Below are 15722 nucleotides of genomic sequence, written 5' to 3'. Positions count from 1 at the left end.
TCAGAACTCCACGCCGCGCTGCGCTTTCACGCCTTGCTCGCGATACGGATGCTTGACGAGGCGCATCTCGGTGACGAGATCGGCGGCTTCGACCAGCTCATCCGGCGCATGCCGGCCGGTGATCACGACGTGCAGCATCGCGGGACGCGAACGCAGCACGCCGAGCACTTCGTCGAGCGGCAGGTATTCGTACTTCAGCACCGTGTTCAGTTCGTCGAGGATCACCATCTGATACTCGCCGCTGTCAATCATCCGGCACGCCTCGGCCCAGCCCTTGCGCGCGGTCGCGATGTCGGCATCGCGGTTCTGCGTATTCCACGTGTAGCCGTCGCCCATCGTGAAAAAATCGCATTGCGCATGCGCGCCGAGGAAATCGCGCTCCGCCGTGTGCAGCGCGCCCTTGATGAACTGCACGACGCCGAGACGCTGGCCGTGGCCGAGCATCCGCACCGCCATGCCGAATGCCGCCGTGCTTTTGCCCTTGCCGTTACCGGTGTGCACGATCAGCAGGCCTTTCTCGACAGTCGCGGCGGCCTGTTTTTTCTCGTGGCCTTCGCGGCGCCGCTGCGTCATTCGCAGATGCGATTCCTCATCGGTTTTCATCGTGTGCTCTTATCCTTGTGTGCTTCTGTTGAAGTTGCCGAAGTGGTCTGTGCGTTCGAACTGGCCGATGCGATCGCGACCGTCACGCCATCGAACGACTGCTTGCGCACGACGAGTGTGCCGCCCGGCATCGCGAGCAGCGCACATGGCTCGCATACGCCATCGACCTGCAGGTATTCACGCGCCGCTGCCGAATGCGCGAGCTGTGCATTAGCGCTGAACAGCGTGGCGATCGCGTCGCGGGTGAACGTGACGAGCGGCAGTGCGTGGCTTGCGCAGAACGCGACGAGTGCGGCTTCGTCGCGTTTGTCGCCGATCGTGCCGACGCGTTTCACGTCGCTCAGCGCGCGTGTGCCGAGCGCCACCCGCACCGCGCGCTCGATCTGCCCGACCGATACGCCGCGCCGGCAACCGATGCCGAGCGCCAGTGCATCCGCGTGATCGTTCATGCGAGTTTGGGGAAGGTACGGGTGTTGAGCGCGGACGCAGCCGGCGTCATGCAGCAGCAGCCCGTTTCGATGGGCGCATACGATAGCATACGGACCCTGCGCGGAGATTGCAGGCAAGCCGCGCGCCAGTGCGTTGCCTTGACGCACGGAGGCCGCGCGCCTACACTCGCACGCACTCTGGTGCTCGCGCGCGCGGCCCTGCGCGCGCAGTTAAACGGGAAACAGGGCGCCGCGCGTCGCTATCGCGCCGCCGGCCAACCTGTGCTGCCCCCGCAGCGGTAAGCGAACGCATCGCCAACGCGATGCAGAGCCGCCTTCGCCGTGTCTGCCATTCGCCGTCGTCCATCGTCGGCATCCGGCCGGTGCGGAATCATCCACTGTGCGAACGCCTGGCGTTGTGCACGGGAAGGAGAAGCGGTGCTCTCGCCAGCCCGAATACCGGCCGGAGGGCAGGAGTTGACGTCGCGGGGATGCGGCGTTTCGTCCACGACTTCATCGTATCGCCGCAGTGCGGCCGTTGCCACCACGCGTTTCGTCTCCATGCTGAAACCCGCGGCCTTGCGCAGGCGAGCGATCGAAGTGCGTGCCCCAGCACTCAACCGGAGTCTGTATGACACAGGCGCGCAAGATTCCCGTCACCATCGTCACGGGCTTTCTCGGCAGCGGCAAGACCACCTTGCTGCGCCATATCCTTCAACATGCGGGCGGCCTGCGGGTCGCGGTGATCGTCAACGAGTTCGGCGAACTCGGCATCGACGGCGAGATTTTGCGCGGCTGCGGCATCGGCTGCGACGAAAGCGGTAACGAAGCCGAAGGGCAACTGTACGAGCTTGCGAACGGGTGTCTCTGCTGCACGGTGCAGGAAGAGTTTTTCCCCGTAATGGAAAAGCTCGTCGAGCGCCGCGGCGAGATCGATCACGTGTTGATCGAAACCTCGGGCCTCGCGTTGCCGAAGCCGCTCGTGCAGGCGTTCAACTGGCCGACCATCCGTAACGGCTTCACGGTCGACGCGGTGGTCACGGTGGTGGATGGCCCGGCCGCCGCGAGCGGCCAGTTCGCCGACGATCCTGCAGCGGTGGACGCGCAGCGCAAAGCGGACGCGAATCTCGATCACGAATCGCCGCTGCACGAGCTGTTCGAAGACCAGCTCGGCTCGGCAGACCTCGTGATCCTGAACAAGACCGACCTGCTCGACGATACGCAGCAGGCCGCCGTCGAAACGCTGATTCGCGAAGAAGTACCACCGCAGGTGAAGATCGTGCGCGCGCAGAACGGGCAGCTCGATCTGCACACGCTGCTCGGGCTGGAGTCGGCATCGGAAGAGACGATCCATCTGCGCCACGATCATCATGGCTCCGCCGACGATCCCGATCATCACCACGACGATTTCGATTCCGTCGTCGTGGAAGCGCACGTGCAGTCGCGCGACACGATCATCGCGGCGCTGCAGACGCTCGTCGAATCGCACACGATCTACCGCGCGAAAGGTTTCGCCGCGTTGCCGGGCGCGCCGATGCGGCTCGTGATCCAGGGCGTGGGCCGCCGCTTCGACAGTTACTTCGATCGCCGCTGGCGCGCCGACGAAGCGGGCATCGCGAGCCGCTTCGTGCTGATCGGCGAGGACCTCGACCAACCCGCGCTGCAGCGCGCGCTGAACGAAGCGCTCGCGGCGTCCGCCGCGGAAGCGTCGCAGGCGTAGTCACGCATGCATCTGCTGCGCACCGTCCCGGGCGGTTTCGTCGACGATACGGCGGGCGTGATCCGCATCGACCAGCGTCCCGCCGACATCGTCGTGATGAGTTCGGCCGACACCACGCTGTCGCTGCTCGCGAGCGTCGCGCCGCGCCTGGGTAGCGATTTCCCGAGCCTCAGGCTCGCGAACGTGACGTTCCTGCGGCAGCCCGCGTCGGTGGACTTCTATGTCGACGACGTGCTGCAGCGCGCGAAGGTGGTGGTCGTCGATCATCTGGGCGGCGAAGCGTACTGGCCGTACGGTATCGAGCAGGTCGTCGCACTCGCCGCGCGCAAACGGCAACTGCTCGCGATGTTTTCGGGCGACCTGCAGGAAGATCCGAACCTGCTTGCGCGCAGCACTGCGGACGCCACGCTGTGCCAGCGGCTGTGGCGCTATCTGCGTGAAGGTGGACCGCTGAACGCGGAGGCGTTCCTGCGGCAGATCGCGTTCAGCGCGTTTGGCTGGGGTCGCGAGCCGGCGCCGCCCGCGCCGCTGCCCGCCGCGACGCTCTACCATCCGGCGCGCGACGTGCCGACGGTCGCCGACTGGCAGACCCGCTGGCGCCCCGGCGCGCCGGTCGTCGCGATCCTCTTCTATCGCGCGCATCTGCAGGCCGCGAACACGGCCGTGTTCGACGCGCTGATCGAAGCGCTCGACTCACACGGCCTCAACGCGTTGCCGATCGCGATCACGTCGCTGAAAGACGACGTGAGCCGCGACGTCGTCCAGCAGTTGTGCGCGCGGCACGACGTATCGCTGGTGCTGAATACCACCGCGTTCGCCGCATCGGCGATCGACGACCCCGCGCCGCTCGAGATTGCCGGCGACGCGCCAGTGCTGCAGGTGATCCTGAGCGGCGGCAACCGCGAAGCGTGGGTGAAGGACAACCACGGCCTGAACTCGCGCGACATCGCGATGCACGTCGCGCTGCCCGAAGTGGATGGCCGCATCATCACGCGCGCGATCAGCTTCAAGGGGCTTGCGTATCGCTGTCCGCTGACCGAAGTCGACGTGGCGCGCTACCAGCCGGATCACGAGCGGATCGAGTTCGTCGCGGAACTGAGCCGGCGCTGGTGCCATCTGCGCGTCACCGCGAACGCGGAGAAGCGGCTCGCACTGATTCTCGCGAACTACCCGATGAGTGAAGGCCGCATCGGCAACGGCGTGGGGCTCGATACGCCAGCGTCGGTGGTCGGCATTCTGCGGATGCTGCGCGATGCGGGCTATCGCGTCGATGCGTTGCCCGACGATGGCGATGCACTGATGCACACGCTCACGGAAGGCGTCACGAACGATCCCGCGGTGCGCGATCTGCGTCCGGCACTGCAGAGCCTTTCGCTCGACGACTATCTCGCGCATTTCCGCCGCTTGCCGCAGGACGCGCAGCAAGCGCTGATCGAACGCTGGGGGCCGCCCGAACAGGATCCGACCGTGCGTCGCGGTCGTTTCATGATCGCGGGCTGGCGCTGTGGGCACGTTTTCATCGGTATCCAGCCGGCGCGCACGCACGATCGCAACGACTACGCGACCTATCACGACGCGGACCTCGTGCCGCCGCATGCGTACCTCGCGTTCTACGTGTGGCTGCGCGAGCGTTTCGGCATCGATGCGATCGTGCACATCGGCAAGCACGGCAATCTGGAATGGCTGCCGGGCAAGAGCGTCGCGTTGTCCAACGCATGCTGGCCCGACCTTGCGCTCGGGCCGCTGCCGCATCTGTATCCGTTCATCGTCAACGATCCGGGCGAAGGCAGCCAGGCCAAACGTCGCGCGCAGGCAGTGATCGTCGATCACCTGATGCCGCCGCTGACGCGCGCCGAGAGCTACGGGCCGCTGCAGGACCTCGAACGCCAGGTCGACGAGTACTACGAAGCATTGATGGTGGATCCGCGGCGCGCGAAACTGCTGCGCAAAACCATTCTCGCGACGATCGTCGAGCACCGGCTGCACGAAGAGCTGAGTCTCGCGGCGCCTTCGGGGCAGGACGCGGAAGACGAACTGCTGACGCGCGTCGACGCATGGCTGTGCGAACTGAAGGAAGCGCAGATCCGCGATGGGCTGCATACGTTCGGCGAATCGCCGGAGGGTGTGCAACGCCGCGATACGCTGCTCGCGCTCGCGCGCTTTCCGGTGGGCGATGGGCAGCGTGGTAACGCGGGGCTCGTCGATGCGCTCGCGCGCGACTTCAATATCGCGCACTTCCTCGATCCGCTGACGGTGGATTGGGCTGCGCCATGGCAAGGACCACGTCCCGCGCCCTTGCAACGCATCAGCGATGCGCCGTGGCGCCATTGCGGCGATACGCGCGAGCGGCTCGAACTGCTCGCGTCCGCGATGCTCGACTCGATGTGCGGCCGTATTGCGCACGCCGACGAGCCGGCTGATCTGCACGACGTGCCGCTCGAACACACGAACGCGGTGCTGCAACGCCTGCAGGACGACGTACTGCCGCGTCTCGATGCGTGTGGCCGCGAAGAGATGCGTCATCTGCGACGCGGTCTTGAAGGTCGTTTCGTGCCGCCAGGGCCGAGCGGCTCGCCGTCACGCGGGCGTCCCGACGTGTTGCCGACTGGCCGCAATTTCTATTCGGTCGATACGCGCGCGATTCCAACTCAGGCCGCGTGGTCGCTCGGGCTCAAGTCCGCGCAGCAACTGATCGAGCGTCATCTGCAGGACCACGGCGACTATCCGCGCGCGATCGGTCTTTCGGTATGGGGCACCGCGACGATGCGCACCGGCGGCGACGACATCGCGCAGGCGCTCGCGCTGCTCGGCGTGCGGCCGAAGTGGGCACCCGGCAGTCACCGCGTGACGGACTTCGAGATCATGCCGATCGCGGCATTCGACCGGCCGCGCATCGACGTCACGCTGCGCGTGTCCGGCTTCTTCCGCGATGCGTTCGCGAACGTGATGCATCTGTTCGATGCAGCCGTGCAGGCCGTCGCGGAACTCGACGAACCCGCGGACGTGAACCCGATCCGCGCGCGCGTGATGCAGGAACGCGATGCGCTGGTCGCGCAGGGCATCGCGCCCGACGAAGCGCGGCAGCGTGCCGGCTGGCGCGTGTTCAGCGCGCGGCCTGGCGCGTACGGCGCGGGCCTGCAGGACCTGATCGACTCGCGGCAATGGCAGACCGACGCCGATCTCGCGCATGCGTACCAGAGCTGGGGCGGCTTCGCATACGCGCAGCGCAGCACCGGGGAAGCCGCGCGCGATGCATTCGGCCGGCGGCTCGCGGCACTCGACGTGGTGCTGCAGAATCAGGACAACCGCGAACACGACGTGCTCGATTCGAACGACTACTACCAGTTCCAGGGCGGCATGGTCGCTGCCGTGCGACACCTCGCGGGCGAACAGCCGCACGTCTATCACGCCGATCACAGCAATCCGGCTGCGCCGAAGCTTCGCACGTTGAAAGAAGAGATTGCGCGCGTGATCCGCTCGCGCGTCGTGAACCCGAAGTGGATCGACGGCGTAAAGCGGCACGGTTACAAGGGCGCCGCCGAAATTGCGGCGACGGTCGACTATCTGTACGGCTACGATGCGACGGCGCGCGTCGTGGCAGATCATCAATACGCGCTCGTGACCGATGCGTATCTGAACGACCCGGCCACGCGCGATTTTCTGCGGCAGCACAATCCGCACGCGCTGCACGGCATCTGCGAGCGGCTGCTGGAAGCGATCCAGCGTGGCTTGTGGCAGACGCCCGGCGCGTATCGCGAGCAGATCGAACGCCATCTGCTTGAAAGCGGCCAGCATATCGAAGGACACACCCCATCATGACGACGTCCATGACGACGCCTGTTGCGCTGCCGTTTCCGTTCACCGCACTGGTCGGCCAGGCGGCGTTGCAGCAGGCGCTGCTGCTCGCGGCGATCGACCTGGCGCTGGGCGGTGTGCTGGTCAGTGGGCCGCGCGGCACCGCGAAGTCGACGGCGGCGCGCGCACTCGCCGAATTGCTGCCGGAAGGGCGCTTCGTCACGCTGCCGCTCGGCGCGAGCGAGGAGCGGCTGACGGGCACGCTCGATATCGAAAGCGCGCTGCGCGATGCGTCGGTGCGATTTTCGCCGGGGCTGCTCGCGCAGGCGCACGGCGGCGTGCTGTACGTGGACGAAGTGAACCTGCTGCCGGATGCGCTCGTCGACCTGCTGCTCGATGCGGCCGCGAGCGGCGTCAACTCGGTGGAGCGCGACGGCATCTCGCATTCGCACGATGCGCGTTTCGTGCTGATCGGCACGATGAATCCGGAAGAGGGCGAACTGCGGCCGCAACTGATCGACCGTTTCGGTTTGATGGTCGCACTGGACAGCGGCTTCGACGTCGCGCTGCGACAGCGGATCGTCCGGACGCGGCTAGCGTTCGATGCCGACCCGCATGCGTTCCGCGCGCAGTGCGATGGCGAACAGCGCACGTTGCGCGAGCGCGTGCAATGCGCGCGCGATGCAATTGCGACGCTTGCGTGGAGCGATGAAGTGCATGAGCGTGTGAGTGCGCTGTGCGTCGCGGCGCAAGTCGACGGCGTGCGCGCCGATCTCACGATGCTGCGTGCCGCGCGTGCGCTCGCCGCATTCGAAGCAGCCGATGCGGTGACGGTCGCGCATGTGGACCGAGTAGCGGAGAGCGTGTTGTGTCATCGTCGGCGCGATGGTGGCGTGAGTGTTGAAGCGCGGGCGTCGAACGAACGGCTCGATGCTGCCGATGCGAAACCGCAAGGCGAACGTGCGGATCGCGGGCATGCTGCACAGCTTTCCGATCCGTCAACGCCCGATGATGCGGACCCCGGCCACACTAACCATGCGAGCCACGCACAAAGCGATTGGGGTTATCTCCCGCCGGAACCCGTCGGCACCACGCAGGTGAAGGGCGTCATTCCGCTGCACCCAAAAAAACGCTGAACCGCCGGGAACGCGCGGCCGCGGACATGTCTCGCTTGTCCAGCGGCGCCCGGCGGTCCGATACTACGCGCGCTGCAGTGTTCGCGGCTTCGCCGCGACGCGCGTCGTCACGCATGGGCGAACGCCCGCGCATTGTCGCGCGCGACGAACGCGGCAGCGCGTCGATCGCATGGTCGGCCACGTTGCTGCTCAAGCGCGATCGCGCGCTCGCGCCCGATCATCTGCGCTACCGCAAACGCACGCCGCCAGAACGTGTGCTGCATTGCTTCGCGCTCGACTGCTCGGGCTCGATGCTGGGCGGCGAGCAGCTTGCGCTCGCGAAGGGATTGCTGATCGCGCTGTTCGATCGCGCGGGGTTGCAGCGCGCGGAGGCCGCGCTCGTCTGTTTCGGCGGCACGTCGGCCGAGCTGCGCTTCGGGCCTGCGGTGCCGCGCTGGTGGAACGAACGCTGGCTGCGCCCGGTGGGCGGCGGAGGCGGCACGCCGCTCGCGCTCGGCATCGCGCGCGCGGACCAGCTGCTCACGCAAGCCGCGCGGCGTGATGCCGTGCAGCGGCGCTGGCTGTGGGTGCTGTCCGATGGACGCAGCACGGATACGCCGCAACGGCCGCGGCACGCCGATCGCATCGTGTTCGTCGATTTCGAGCGGGCCGCGGTGCCGTTGCGGCGGTGCGAACGCCTCGCCGGCGAATGGGACGCGGAATGCATCCGGCCCGAAGCGCTGATCGCGCACCACGGGCGGGATATTCGTTCACCTGATCAATGACCGAGCCCGCTGGCCGCGATCTGCTGCTCCACGTACTGCGCGAACAGCGCGTGCATATGGGTGGTCGGGTGAAGTTCGTCGGCGAACATGTAGGTCTGGTCCGCGTTTGACGATACGTAAGTGGCCGGCGAACAGAGCAGCGACGTGTCGTCAGGCGTTTTAGACGGGTCGCAGGCTTGCGCGGTGTTGGACACCGTAAAGCCGTTCGCCTGATAGTTCGCGATGGTCTGCGTGGTCCACGTGTACGAATCGACCATGATCACCTTGCTCTGCACGCCGTCGGTCTGCAGCGCGGAGGTCAGCGTCGAGTTGAACAGCTGCGACAGCTGCGTGAAGTTCGCACCGCCATCGGACTGTTTGAGGCCGTCGGGCGAGAGTCCGATGTTGGGCACGTTCACCACCACGACGTGCGTGGCGCCGTTCTGCACGATCTGCGTGACGAGTTGCGCGAGTGTGGTGGCCGCGGTCTGCACGGTCGTGTTGGCGGCGGGCGGACTGCCCGCGCGCAGCACGTCGTTCGCGCCGGCCCAGACCAGCACCAGCTGGTTCGAATTGAAGCTGCCATGCGCGGACAGATAGCTCGACAGCTGCTGGTTCACCGGCATTTCGACGTTGCCGATCACGTCGGTCAGGAACTGATACTGGTTGGCGGGCGTCGCGACGGTGGAGCCGCCTTCCGCGTAGCCCAGGCCGCTCTGCGCGCTGAGCTCATGTCCGACGTCGATCGTGAAGGCGGCCGTGAGCGTGTCGCCGTAATACTGCGCGACGTCCTGGTCCCACACCTGGCCTGGGTTGGTGGTGAAGCGGCCGCCGCCGACGGCGCTCGCGAGCGGCGCGTAGGTGCCGACGTCCGACAGACTGTCGCCGAACGAGACGACCTGCAGATGGATTCCGCCGGCCGGCGTCGATGAGCTGCTGCTACTGCTTGAGTGGCCGCCACCGCCGCATGAGGTAAGCAGTGCAATCAGCACGGCAGAAATTGCAGTACGAGCCCCTGGTTTGGTATGACGCATCGCTCCTCCGTGCCCACCGCTTGACCGGGCCGATGTGCCCTCGTGGGTGGTTGGCCGCCGGCTGTGGATAGCAGCGATGCGGCTGGAAGTATCGGTAAGCAAGAATGATGCGCCGTCAGTTTCTGACAGCTATTGGTAAGCTGTGCGCGTTGCAACGGTTTAGCTGCTAGACGTGATATTTACGTCTCCCGGCGGTAGTTCGCCTCGCTTCGAGAGAAGGCGAGCGTTCATCGAGAGAATGCGTTGCTTCTTCAGCGCGCTTCGCGCCGGTGAACTGCTGGCGATACGCGACGGGCGTCAATGCTCTCGTCGCCTTGAACTGCCGGTTGAAGTTCGACACGTTCGAAAATCCGGAGCGTGCCGCCACCACGGAAACGGGCAGCTGCGTATCGGTCAGCATCCGGCACGCGTGTCCGATCCTCACACGCGCGATGTACTGCCCGACGCTTTCGCCGAGATGCTGCGCAAAATGTCTCGTCAGCGATCGCTCGGAGAGTCCGGCCGCGTTTGCGAGCGTCGCAAGAGGCAACGGCTGCGCGAACTGCGTATCGATCAGCGCGAGCACGCGGTTGAGTTGTTCAGGTTCGTAACCCGAAGGCGCACCGACGCGCGCATCGAACGCGCTCGGCGAAGCAAGCTGCGCGGCAGGCAGATCGGACAGCCATACCAGCACATCCAGCACCGCCGACAGCCGTTCGCGCGCATTAGCCGAAAGCAGCCGGTCCAGCTGTTCGCGCATGCGCGTACCCGCGCCGGATTCGAACGCGAGTCCGCATGCCGCGCGCCGCAACAGGTTGCGCAGATCGGCGTATTCCGGGCAGAGGTCCGCGAAGCGGCGCACCCATGCGCCGTCGAACCAGATGACGATCGCCACCTGGGCGCTCGACGGTTCGATCGAGCGATTTGAAGCCCACGTATGCGGCATGTCCGGCGGCACGAGCACGAGATCGTCGTCGCCATATACCGTGACTGAATCCCCGATGTAGCGTTTGCCCTGACTGTTCATGGTCAGCGTCAGTTCGTACTCGGGGTGGTGATGCCACTCGAACGGAATTTTCGGCAGCCGCCGGTTATAGATCCGGACCGAACAGCGCTCGCCGAAGTCGACGTATTCGTAGGCGGGTTTCATGGCTGGATATACGAAGCAATTGACTGGATATTATCACTACGCGTAGTCGTGCCGGCGTACGCTTCCATCTATCGAAATCACGACATGGAGACGACGCAATGGCATTGCAGATCGATGACCTGCCAGCAGCCATCAGAAACGCGAAGCGCGAGCTGCGCGAGATGCTGCCGAACTACAAGGCGGTCTTTGCCGAGGTCGAGGCCGCGATGAACGCGGAAGCACAGCATCTTGCGAAGCTGCGCGAGCGCGGCGAACCCGTCATTCCTGAAATCCAGTTCGACGACATCGTCGCGAATCGCGTAAGCGCGGAGCAGATCGCGCTAGTGAAAGCGCGCGGCGCGTGCGTGATCCGCAAAGTGTTCGACCGCTCGCTCGTCGAGCAGTGGGACGACGAGATCGCGAACTACGTGGAGCGCAACGATCTCGACGCGAAGCTGCTGAACCGTGCGGAAGACAAATACTTCGGGCAGCTGGCGTCGAGCAAACCGCAGATTTACGGCGTGTACTGGTCGAAGCCGCAGGTGCTTGCCAGGCAGTCGCAGGAGCTCACGCGGGCGCGCGTGTTCCTGAACCGGCTCTGGCGCACCGAGAGCGAAGGGCGTGTGCATTTCGATCCGGATCGCGTGCCGGTCTACGCCGATCGCTTGCGCCGCCGGCCGCCGGGTTCAGAATCGCTGGGTTTGTCCGCGCATTGCGATGGCGGATCGGTCGAACGCTGGATCGAAGCGAATTTCCGCCAGGTGTATCGCCACGTGTTTTCCGGGAACTGGCGTGCTTACGATCCGTTCGATGCCGCGTACCGGACGCAGGTCGAGGAGATTCCTTCGCCCGCGGTGTGCTCGATGTTCCGCACGTTTCAGGGATGGACCGCGCTCACGCCGCAAGGCCCTGGCGACGGCACGCTGCAACTCGTGCCGATCGCGAACGCGATGGTCTATATCCTTCTGCGCGCGCTGCAGGACGATGTGGCCGACGACGATCTGTGCGGCGCGATGCCAGGCCGCGCGCTATCGATCAAGAGCCAGTATCACGCGCCGCTGTTCGACGCGCTGTCGTCCATTCCGTTGATGCAGGCGGGCGACACGGTGTTCTGGCATAGCGACGTGATTCACGCGGTCGAAGACGCGCATCGCGGCAACGGCTATAGCAACGTGATGTATATCGCGTCGGCGCCCTCATGTGCGAAGAACGATGCGTATCTGAAGCGTCAGTTGCCCGCGCTTCTGGAAGGCAAGAGTCCGCCCGATTTTCCGACCGACCATTTCGAGGTCGATTTCGTCGGGCGCGCGACGGCCGACGACCTGACGCCGCTCGGCCGCGCGCAGATGGGCTGCGATCTGTAGCACGAGGCGCGTGCTTCGTGCGGTTCACTTGCCCGGCGTCAGCACTACGCGGAAGCGCGCCTTGCCGCTCATCATGCGGTCGTACGCTTCCGCGGCGCGCGATAGCGGGTATTCCTCGGTCATCGGTTTTACACCGGAAAGCGCGCTGAACGCGAGCGTTTCCTGCGAATCCGCCGCGGTGCCGGAGGGCCAGCCCTGCACCGAATTGCGGCCCATCACGAACTGCACGATCGACACTTCGACCGGCTCTTCGGACACGCCCACCATGATCATCTTGCCGTTGAGGCCGAGGCCGCCCAACGCGGCGCTCATCGCCTTGCCGCTCGTCGCCGTTGCGAGGATCACGCGTGCACCGCCAAGCGCCTGCAAGGCTTCGGCGACGTTCTGTTTTTCGCTGTCGATATAGTGATGCGCGCCGAGCTGCTTCGCGAGCGGCGCCTTATCCTGTCCACGCGCGATCGCCGCGGTGACGAAGCCCATCTGGCGCGCGTACTGCACGCCGAGATGTCCAAGACCGCCGACACCCAGCACCGCGACCACGTCGCCCGCCCGCGCGCCGCTGTTGCGCAGCGCGTTGAACGTGGTGATGCCCGCGCACAGCAACGGCGCCGCGTCGACGTCGGACAGATCGTCCGGCATGCGCGCGAGCGCTTCCTGCGGCGCGACCATGTATTCCGCGTAACCGCCGTCGTAGCTGATGCCAGGAATGAGCGCGTTCGCGCAGGCCACGAAATCGCCATGCCGGCAGCGCTCGCAATGGCCGCAATGCCCGCCATGCCAGCCCACGCCGACGCGTTGTCCCTCCTTCCACCCTTCGACGCCCGCGCCCATCTTGTCGATCACGCCCGAGATTTCGTGACCCGGTATGCGCGGAAGCTGCAGCCCCGGCCACTGGCCTTCCTTCGTGAACATGTCGCTATGACAGATACCGCACGCGTGCACCTTGATCAGCACATGGCCATCGGACGGCTCCGGCACATCGCGTTCGACGATTTCCAGCGGACCGCCGGCTTTCGCTACCTGCACTGCCTGCATCTTTCGCATCGTTCGCTCCTTCGCATGGGTTGGGCCGTGCGCGGTGAGTATCGCGGGCCGCACACGAATGACGCGGGACAGCAATCTGCAATCCCGCCGCGTGATGGGGAACGTTCCTTTGGAGAAAACATCGCAGCTGCTAAAGAAGCATGGTAATTCGTCGTCGCGAAAAGCCCAGGACGATTTACTGCGTTTGAAAATCGGATGCGCTGCCAAAGCGCTCGACGATGAAATCGACGAAGCTGCGAAGCTTGGGTGACATCTGCCGGTCACGCAGATAAAGGAGGTTCAGCGACCGGTCCGGCGCGGCGTGATTCGGCAGCACTTCGACGAGACGCTTCGACTGAATGTCCGCGTCCACCAGAATGGCCGGCAGCATCGCGATGCCCATGCCGGCAAGCACGGCCCGTCGCAGCGCTTCCGAGTTGTCGATTTTCAGCCGTCCATCCACCGGCACACTGATGCGTCCATGCGGACCGGAGAGCGGCCATTCGGGCCGCGCCGCGCGGAATTCGGAGCGCGGCGGGTACGCATACGTCAGACATTGATGCGAGCGAAGATCGTCAGGCGCGGCCGGCGCGCCGTTCGCAGCGAGATACGCTGGCGACGCGCACAGCACCAGACGATACGGCCGCAAAGGGCGCGCGACGAGGTCCGGGTCTTGAAGCGTGCCGATGCGAATCGCCGCTTCGAAGCCATCTTCGATCAGGTCCGACAGCATGTCCGACGCAACCACGTCGAGCTGTACTTCCGGATAGCGCTCGCAATATTCCGCGATAGCGGGAATCAGGCACTCGTTGCTGAAGATCACGGGCGCGGTGACGCGCAGGCGCCCGCGCGGCGTCGCGAGATGATCGAGCGCCAGCCGTTCCGCGTCATCGACGAGACCGAGGATTTCCACGCAACGCTCGTAGTAGGCCTGCCCGAATGCGCTGATCTGCTGCTTGCGCGTGGTGCGATGAATGAGCCGCGTACCGAGCCTGGCCTCCAGCGCCTGAAGATGATTGCCGACCATCGTCGGCGACAGATCGCACGCGATTCCCGCCGCCGTGAGGCTGCCGGTTTCGACCACGCGCACGAACACGGTCATCGCTTTGAGGAGATCCATTCCCCGATATTAGTGGGTTCTGTGCGCATCTGCAGGCGGTTTATCAAGCGTGACTGAGGGAATAGAGTGGTTTCAGTCCAATCTGCACCGCTCATCATGCACCGACACCACTCCACGCCTTCGCCACGACTTGCGCTGCTTGTCACCAGTCTTGGCTTCGTCATCATCTGTCTCGACGTCACGGTTGTGAACGTCGCGCTCGAGCGCATTCGCGAAGCGTTATCCATTAGCGCCACCGGGCTCGAGTGGGTGCTCAACGCGTACACGCTGGCGTTCGCGAGCCTCCTGCTCAGCGCGGGCGCGCTGGGCGATCGGATGGGCGCACGGCGCGTGTTCGTCGCAGGCTTTGCGTTGTTTACGCTCGCGTCCGTTGCGTGTGGGTTCGCGTCCGGCGCTGCTGTGCTGATCGCGGCACGGGCGGTGCAGGGCGTCGGCGCGGCGCTGTGCGTGCCGTCTTCGCTTGCGCTGCTCAGCGCGAGTTTTCCAGAACCGCGGTCGCGCGCGAAGGCGGTGAGCATCTGGGCGGGAACGGCGGCGCTTGCGCTTGGTGCGGGTCCCGTCGTGGGCGGCGTGCTGATCACGCGGTTCGGCTGGCCGAGCATCTTTCTGATCAATGTGCCGTTCGGTATTGCCGGTATCTGGCTCACGTTGAGACATGCGCCCGATACCGTTCGTGATGCAACGCGTCATATCGATCTGACTGGACAGACGCTGGCGGTCGTGTCGTTGGGCGCGCTGATGTTCGCTGTAGTGGAAAGCGGACGGTTGGGCTGGGGAAGCGCGGCGGTGCTTGGCGGTATCGGTGGTTTCGTTGCGTCCGGCTTGTTGTTCGTGCTCGTTGAAGCACGGCAACGGCAACCGATGCTGCCACTTGCGCTCTTCCAGATACCGGCGGTCAACGTGAGTTCGCTGGTCGGGCTCGCGCTCAACTTCGGTTACTACGGCCTGATGTTCGCGATGAGCCTGTATTTCCAGAACGTCCGGAAGTACACGCCGCTGGAGACCGGTCTCGCCTTTTTGCCGATGACGGCCGTCGTGACCGTGGCCAATCTCGCATCCGGCGCGCTCACCGCGCGCTTTGGCTATCGTCTTCCGATGATCGCCGGGCAAGCATTGGCGGCGCTTGGCTTTCTGTCGCTAGGGCTCGTCGAGGTTCACAGCAGCGATGTCGCGATTACGGTGCCGTTGCTGGCGATCGGCGTTGGCGTTGCACTCGCGGTGCCTTCGATCAACACCGCGATACTTGCGCATGTCGAGTCGCGATCCGTCGGCATCGCTTCCGGCGTGCTGAACACCGCGCGTCAGATCGGCGGTGCGCTAGGCGTGGGTGTGTTCGGTGCGTTGCTTGGGGACCAGACGGGCGGCTTGATGCGTGGGTTGCATGTGGCTGTCGGGCTGGCTGCGGCGGTGATGATGGTTGGTGTCGCGATTGCGGTGGGAGGGTTGAAAGCGGCGCGTCGTGATGCGCGAACGGGGGCGGCTTGCTAGCGCCTGGCGTGGCCGGCCCGGTCACGTGTTCGAGTTCTTGACCGGGCCAGACAACGCGCCGCTGTGGCTTAGAAGCGTTAACAAAATGATTTTTGAAGGTGGCGCCAACAGATGATGCAGCAGGCCAGCTTCAGGAAAGCTTCGTGAATGAAGGCAAGGC

12 protein-coding genes and 1 riboswitch are annotated in these 15722 nt (G+C 65.3%); of the genes, 6 read left to right on the top strand and 6 right to left on the bottom strand.

Features of this window, described 5'->3' with window-relative positions:
- Both cobO and DVS29_RS09305 read right to left on the bottom strand, forming a co-directional pair.
- On the bottom strand, positions 1–603 hold the full coding sequence (cobO, locus tag DVS29_RS09310; protein WP_118180168.1) for a cob(I)yrinic acid a,c-diamide adenosyltransferase: 603 nt from the start codon (positions 601–603) through the stop codon (positions 1–3).
- Positions 600–1052, bottom strand: coding sequence for a cobalamin biosynthesis protein (locus DVS29_RS09305; protein ID WP_118180167.1), 453 nt, complete (start codon positions 1050–1052; stop codon positions 600–602). Before DVS29_RS09305 ends, cobO begins: the two co-directional genes overlap by 4 nt.
- Positions 1053–1213: 161 nt before the next feature.
- Positions 1214–1513, top strand: a riboswitch (cobalamin riboswitch).
- Between the two features lie 149 nt (positions 1514–1662).
- On the opposite strand from DVS29_RS09305, the gene cobW reads away from it, so the two are divergent.
- The 4 genes from cobW (at position 1663) to DVS29_RS09285 (ending at position 8446) form a co-directional block, all read left to right on the top strand.
- Positions 1663–2751 (top strand): cobalamin biosynthesis protein CobW, encoded by a 1089-nt coding sequence (gene cobW / locus DVS29_RS09300; RefSeq protein WP_118180166.1) that lies wholly within the window; start codon positions 1663–1665, stop codon positions 2749–2751.
- Positions 2752–2757: 6 nt separating this feature from the next.
- Entirely contained in the window at positions 2758–6570 is a 3813-nt protein-coding gene (cobN, locus tag DVS29_RS09295; RefSeq protein ID WP_118180165.1) for a cobaltochelatase subunit CobN, read from the top strand.
- The gene (locus tag DVS29_RS09290) at positions 6567–7682 is read left to right on the top strand and encodes a magnesium chelatase ATPase subunit I (RefSeq protein WP_118180164.1); all 1116 of its coding nucleotides are present in this window, start codon (positions 6567–6569) and stop codon (positions 7680–7682) included. Before cobN ends, DVS29_RS09290 begins: the two co-directional genes overlap by 4 nt.
- Before the next feature lie 113 nt (positions 7683–7795).
- Positions 7796–8446, top strand: coding sequence for a vWA domain-containing protein (locus DVS29_RS09285; protein ID WP_205962420.1), 651 nt, complete (start codon positions 7796–7798; stop codon positions 8444–8446).
- Here the strand turns inward: DVS29_RS09285 and DVS29_RS09280 are convergent.
- Positions 8440–9459, bottom strand: a complete 1020-nt coding sequence (locus tag DVS29_RS09280; RefSeq protein ID WP_118180163.1) for an SGNH/GDSL hydrolase family protein — start codon at positions 9457–9459, stop codon at positions 8440–8442. The two genes, DVS29_RS09285 and DVS29_RS09280, sit on opposite strands and share 7 nt — an antisense overlap.
- Before the next feature lie 166 nt (positions 9460–9625).
- Complete coding sequence (locus DVS29_RS09275; RefSeq protein ID WP_118180162.1) at positions 9626–10588, bottom strand: helix-turn-helix domain-containing protein; 963 nt, start codon at positions 10586–10588, stop codon at positions 9626–9628.
- A 98-nt stretch (positions 10589–10686) separates the two neighbouring features.
- Between DVS29_RS09275 and DVS29_RS09270 the strand changes: the two genes are divergently transcribed.
- Entirely contained in the window at positions 10687–11931 is a 1245-nt protein-coding gene (locus tag DVS29_RS09270) for a DUF1479 domain-containing protein (protein WP_118180161.1), read from the top strand.
- A gap of 24 nt (positions 11932–11955) precedes the next feature.
- On the opposite strand, the gene DVS29_RS09265 is transcribed toward DVS29_RS09270, so the two are convergent.
- Together DVS29_RS09265 and DVS29_RS09260 are read right to left on the bottom strand one after the other, a co-directional pair.
- Positions 11956–12975: an alcohol dehydrogenase gene (locus DVS29_RS09265; protein WP_118180160.1), complete on the bottom strand. Its 1020-nt coding sequence runs from the start codon at positions 12973–12975 to the stop codon at positions 11956–11958.
- Positions 12976–13150: 175 nt separating this feature from the next.
- Entirely contained in the window at positions 13151–14074 is a 924-nt protein-coding gene (locus DVS29_RS09260; RefSeq protein ID WP_118180159.1) for a LysR family transcriptional regulator, read from the bottom strand.
- A gap of 96 nt (positions 14075–14170) precedes the next feature.
- Between DVS29_RS09260 and DVS29_RS09255 the strand changes: the two genes are divergently transcribed.
- Positions 14171–15562 carry an MFS transporter gene (locus tag DVS29_RS09255; protein WP_118180158.1) on the top strand — a complete coding sequence of 464 codons (1392 nt, stop codon included), beginning with the start codon at positions 14171–14173 and terminating at the stop codon, positions 15560–15562.
- Positions 15563–15722 lie beyond the last annotated feature (160 nt).

Origin of the sequence: Paraburkholderia phosphatilytica, from assembly GCF_003443895.1 — a bacterium.
Taxonomy (GTDB): domain Bacteria; phylum Pseudomonadota; class Gammaproteobacteria; order Burkholderiales; family Burkholderiaceae; genus Paraburkholderia; species Paraburkholderia phosphatilytica.
This window is presented reverse-complemented; position numbering and strand designations above follow the sequence as displayed.

What these genes read in the sequence shown, in the direction of transcription:
- cobO (WP_118180168.1), bottom strand. Translation starts at nt 603, where the DNA reads ATGAAAACCGATGAGGAATCGCATCTGCGAATGACGCAGCGGCGCCGC.
- DVS29_RS09280 (WP_118180163.1), bottom strand. Translation starts at nt 9,459, where the DNA reads ATGCGTCATACCAAACCAGGGGCTCGTACTGCAATTTCTGCCGTGCTG.
- DVS29_RS09285 (WP_205962420.1), top strand. Translation starts at nt 7,796, where the DNA reads ATGGGCGAACGCCCGCGCATTGTCGCGCGCGACGAACGCGGCAGCGCG.
- DVS29_RS09270 (WP_118180161.1), top strand. Translation starts at nt 10,687, where the DNA reads ATGGCATTGCAGATCGATGACCTGCCAGCAGCCATCAGAAACGCGAAG.
- DVS29_RS09275 (WP_118180162.1), bottom strand. Translation starts at nt 10,588, where the DNA reads ATGAAACCCGCCTACGAATACGTCGACTTCGGCGAGCGCTGTTCGGTC.
- DVS29_RS09255 (WP_118180158.1), top strand. Translation starts at nt 14,171, where the DNA reads ATGCACCGACACCACTCCACGCCTTCGCCACGACTTGCGCTGCTTGTC.
- cobW (WP_118180166.1), top strand. Translation starts at nt 1,663, where the DNA reads ATGACACAGGCGCGCAAGATTCCCGTCACCATCGTCACGGGCTTTCTC.
- DVS29_RS09260 (WP_118180159.1), bottom strand. Translation starts at nt 14,074, where the DNA reads ATGGATCTCCTCAAAGCGATGACCGTGTTCGTGCGCGTGGTCGAAACC.
- DVS29_RS09290 (WP_118180164.1), top strand. Translation starts at nt 6,567, where the DNA reads ATGACGACGTCCATGACGACGCCTGTTGCGCTGCCGTTTCCGTTCACC.
- DVS29_RS09305 (WP_118180167.1), bottom strand. Translation starts at nt 1,052, where the DNA reads ATGAACGATCACGCGGATGCACTGGCGCTCGGCATCGGTTGCCGGCGC.
- DVS29_RS09265 (WP_118180160.1), bottom strand. Translation starts at nt 12,975, where the DNA reads ATGCGAAAGATGCAGGCAGTGCAGGTAGCGAAAGCCGGCGGTCCGCTG.
- cobN (WP_118180165.1), top strand. Translation starts at nt 2,758, where the DNA reads ATGCATCTGCTGCGCACCGTCCCGGGCGGTTTCGTCGACGATACGGCG.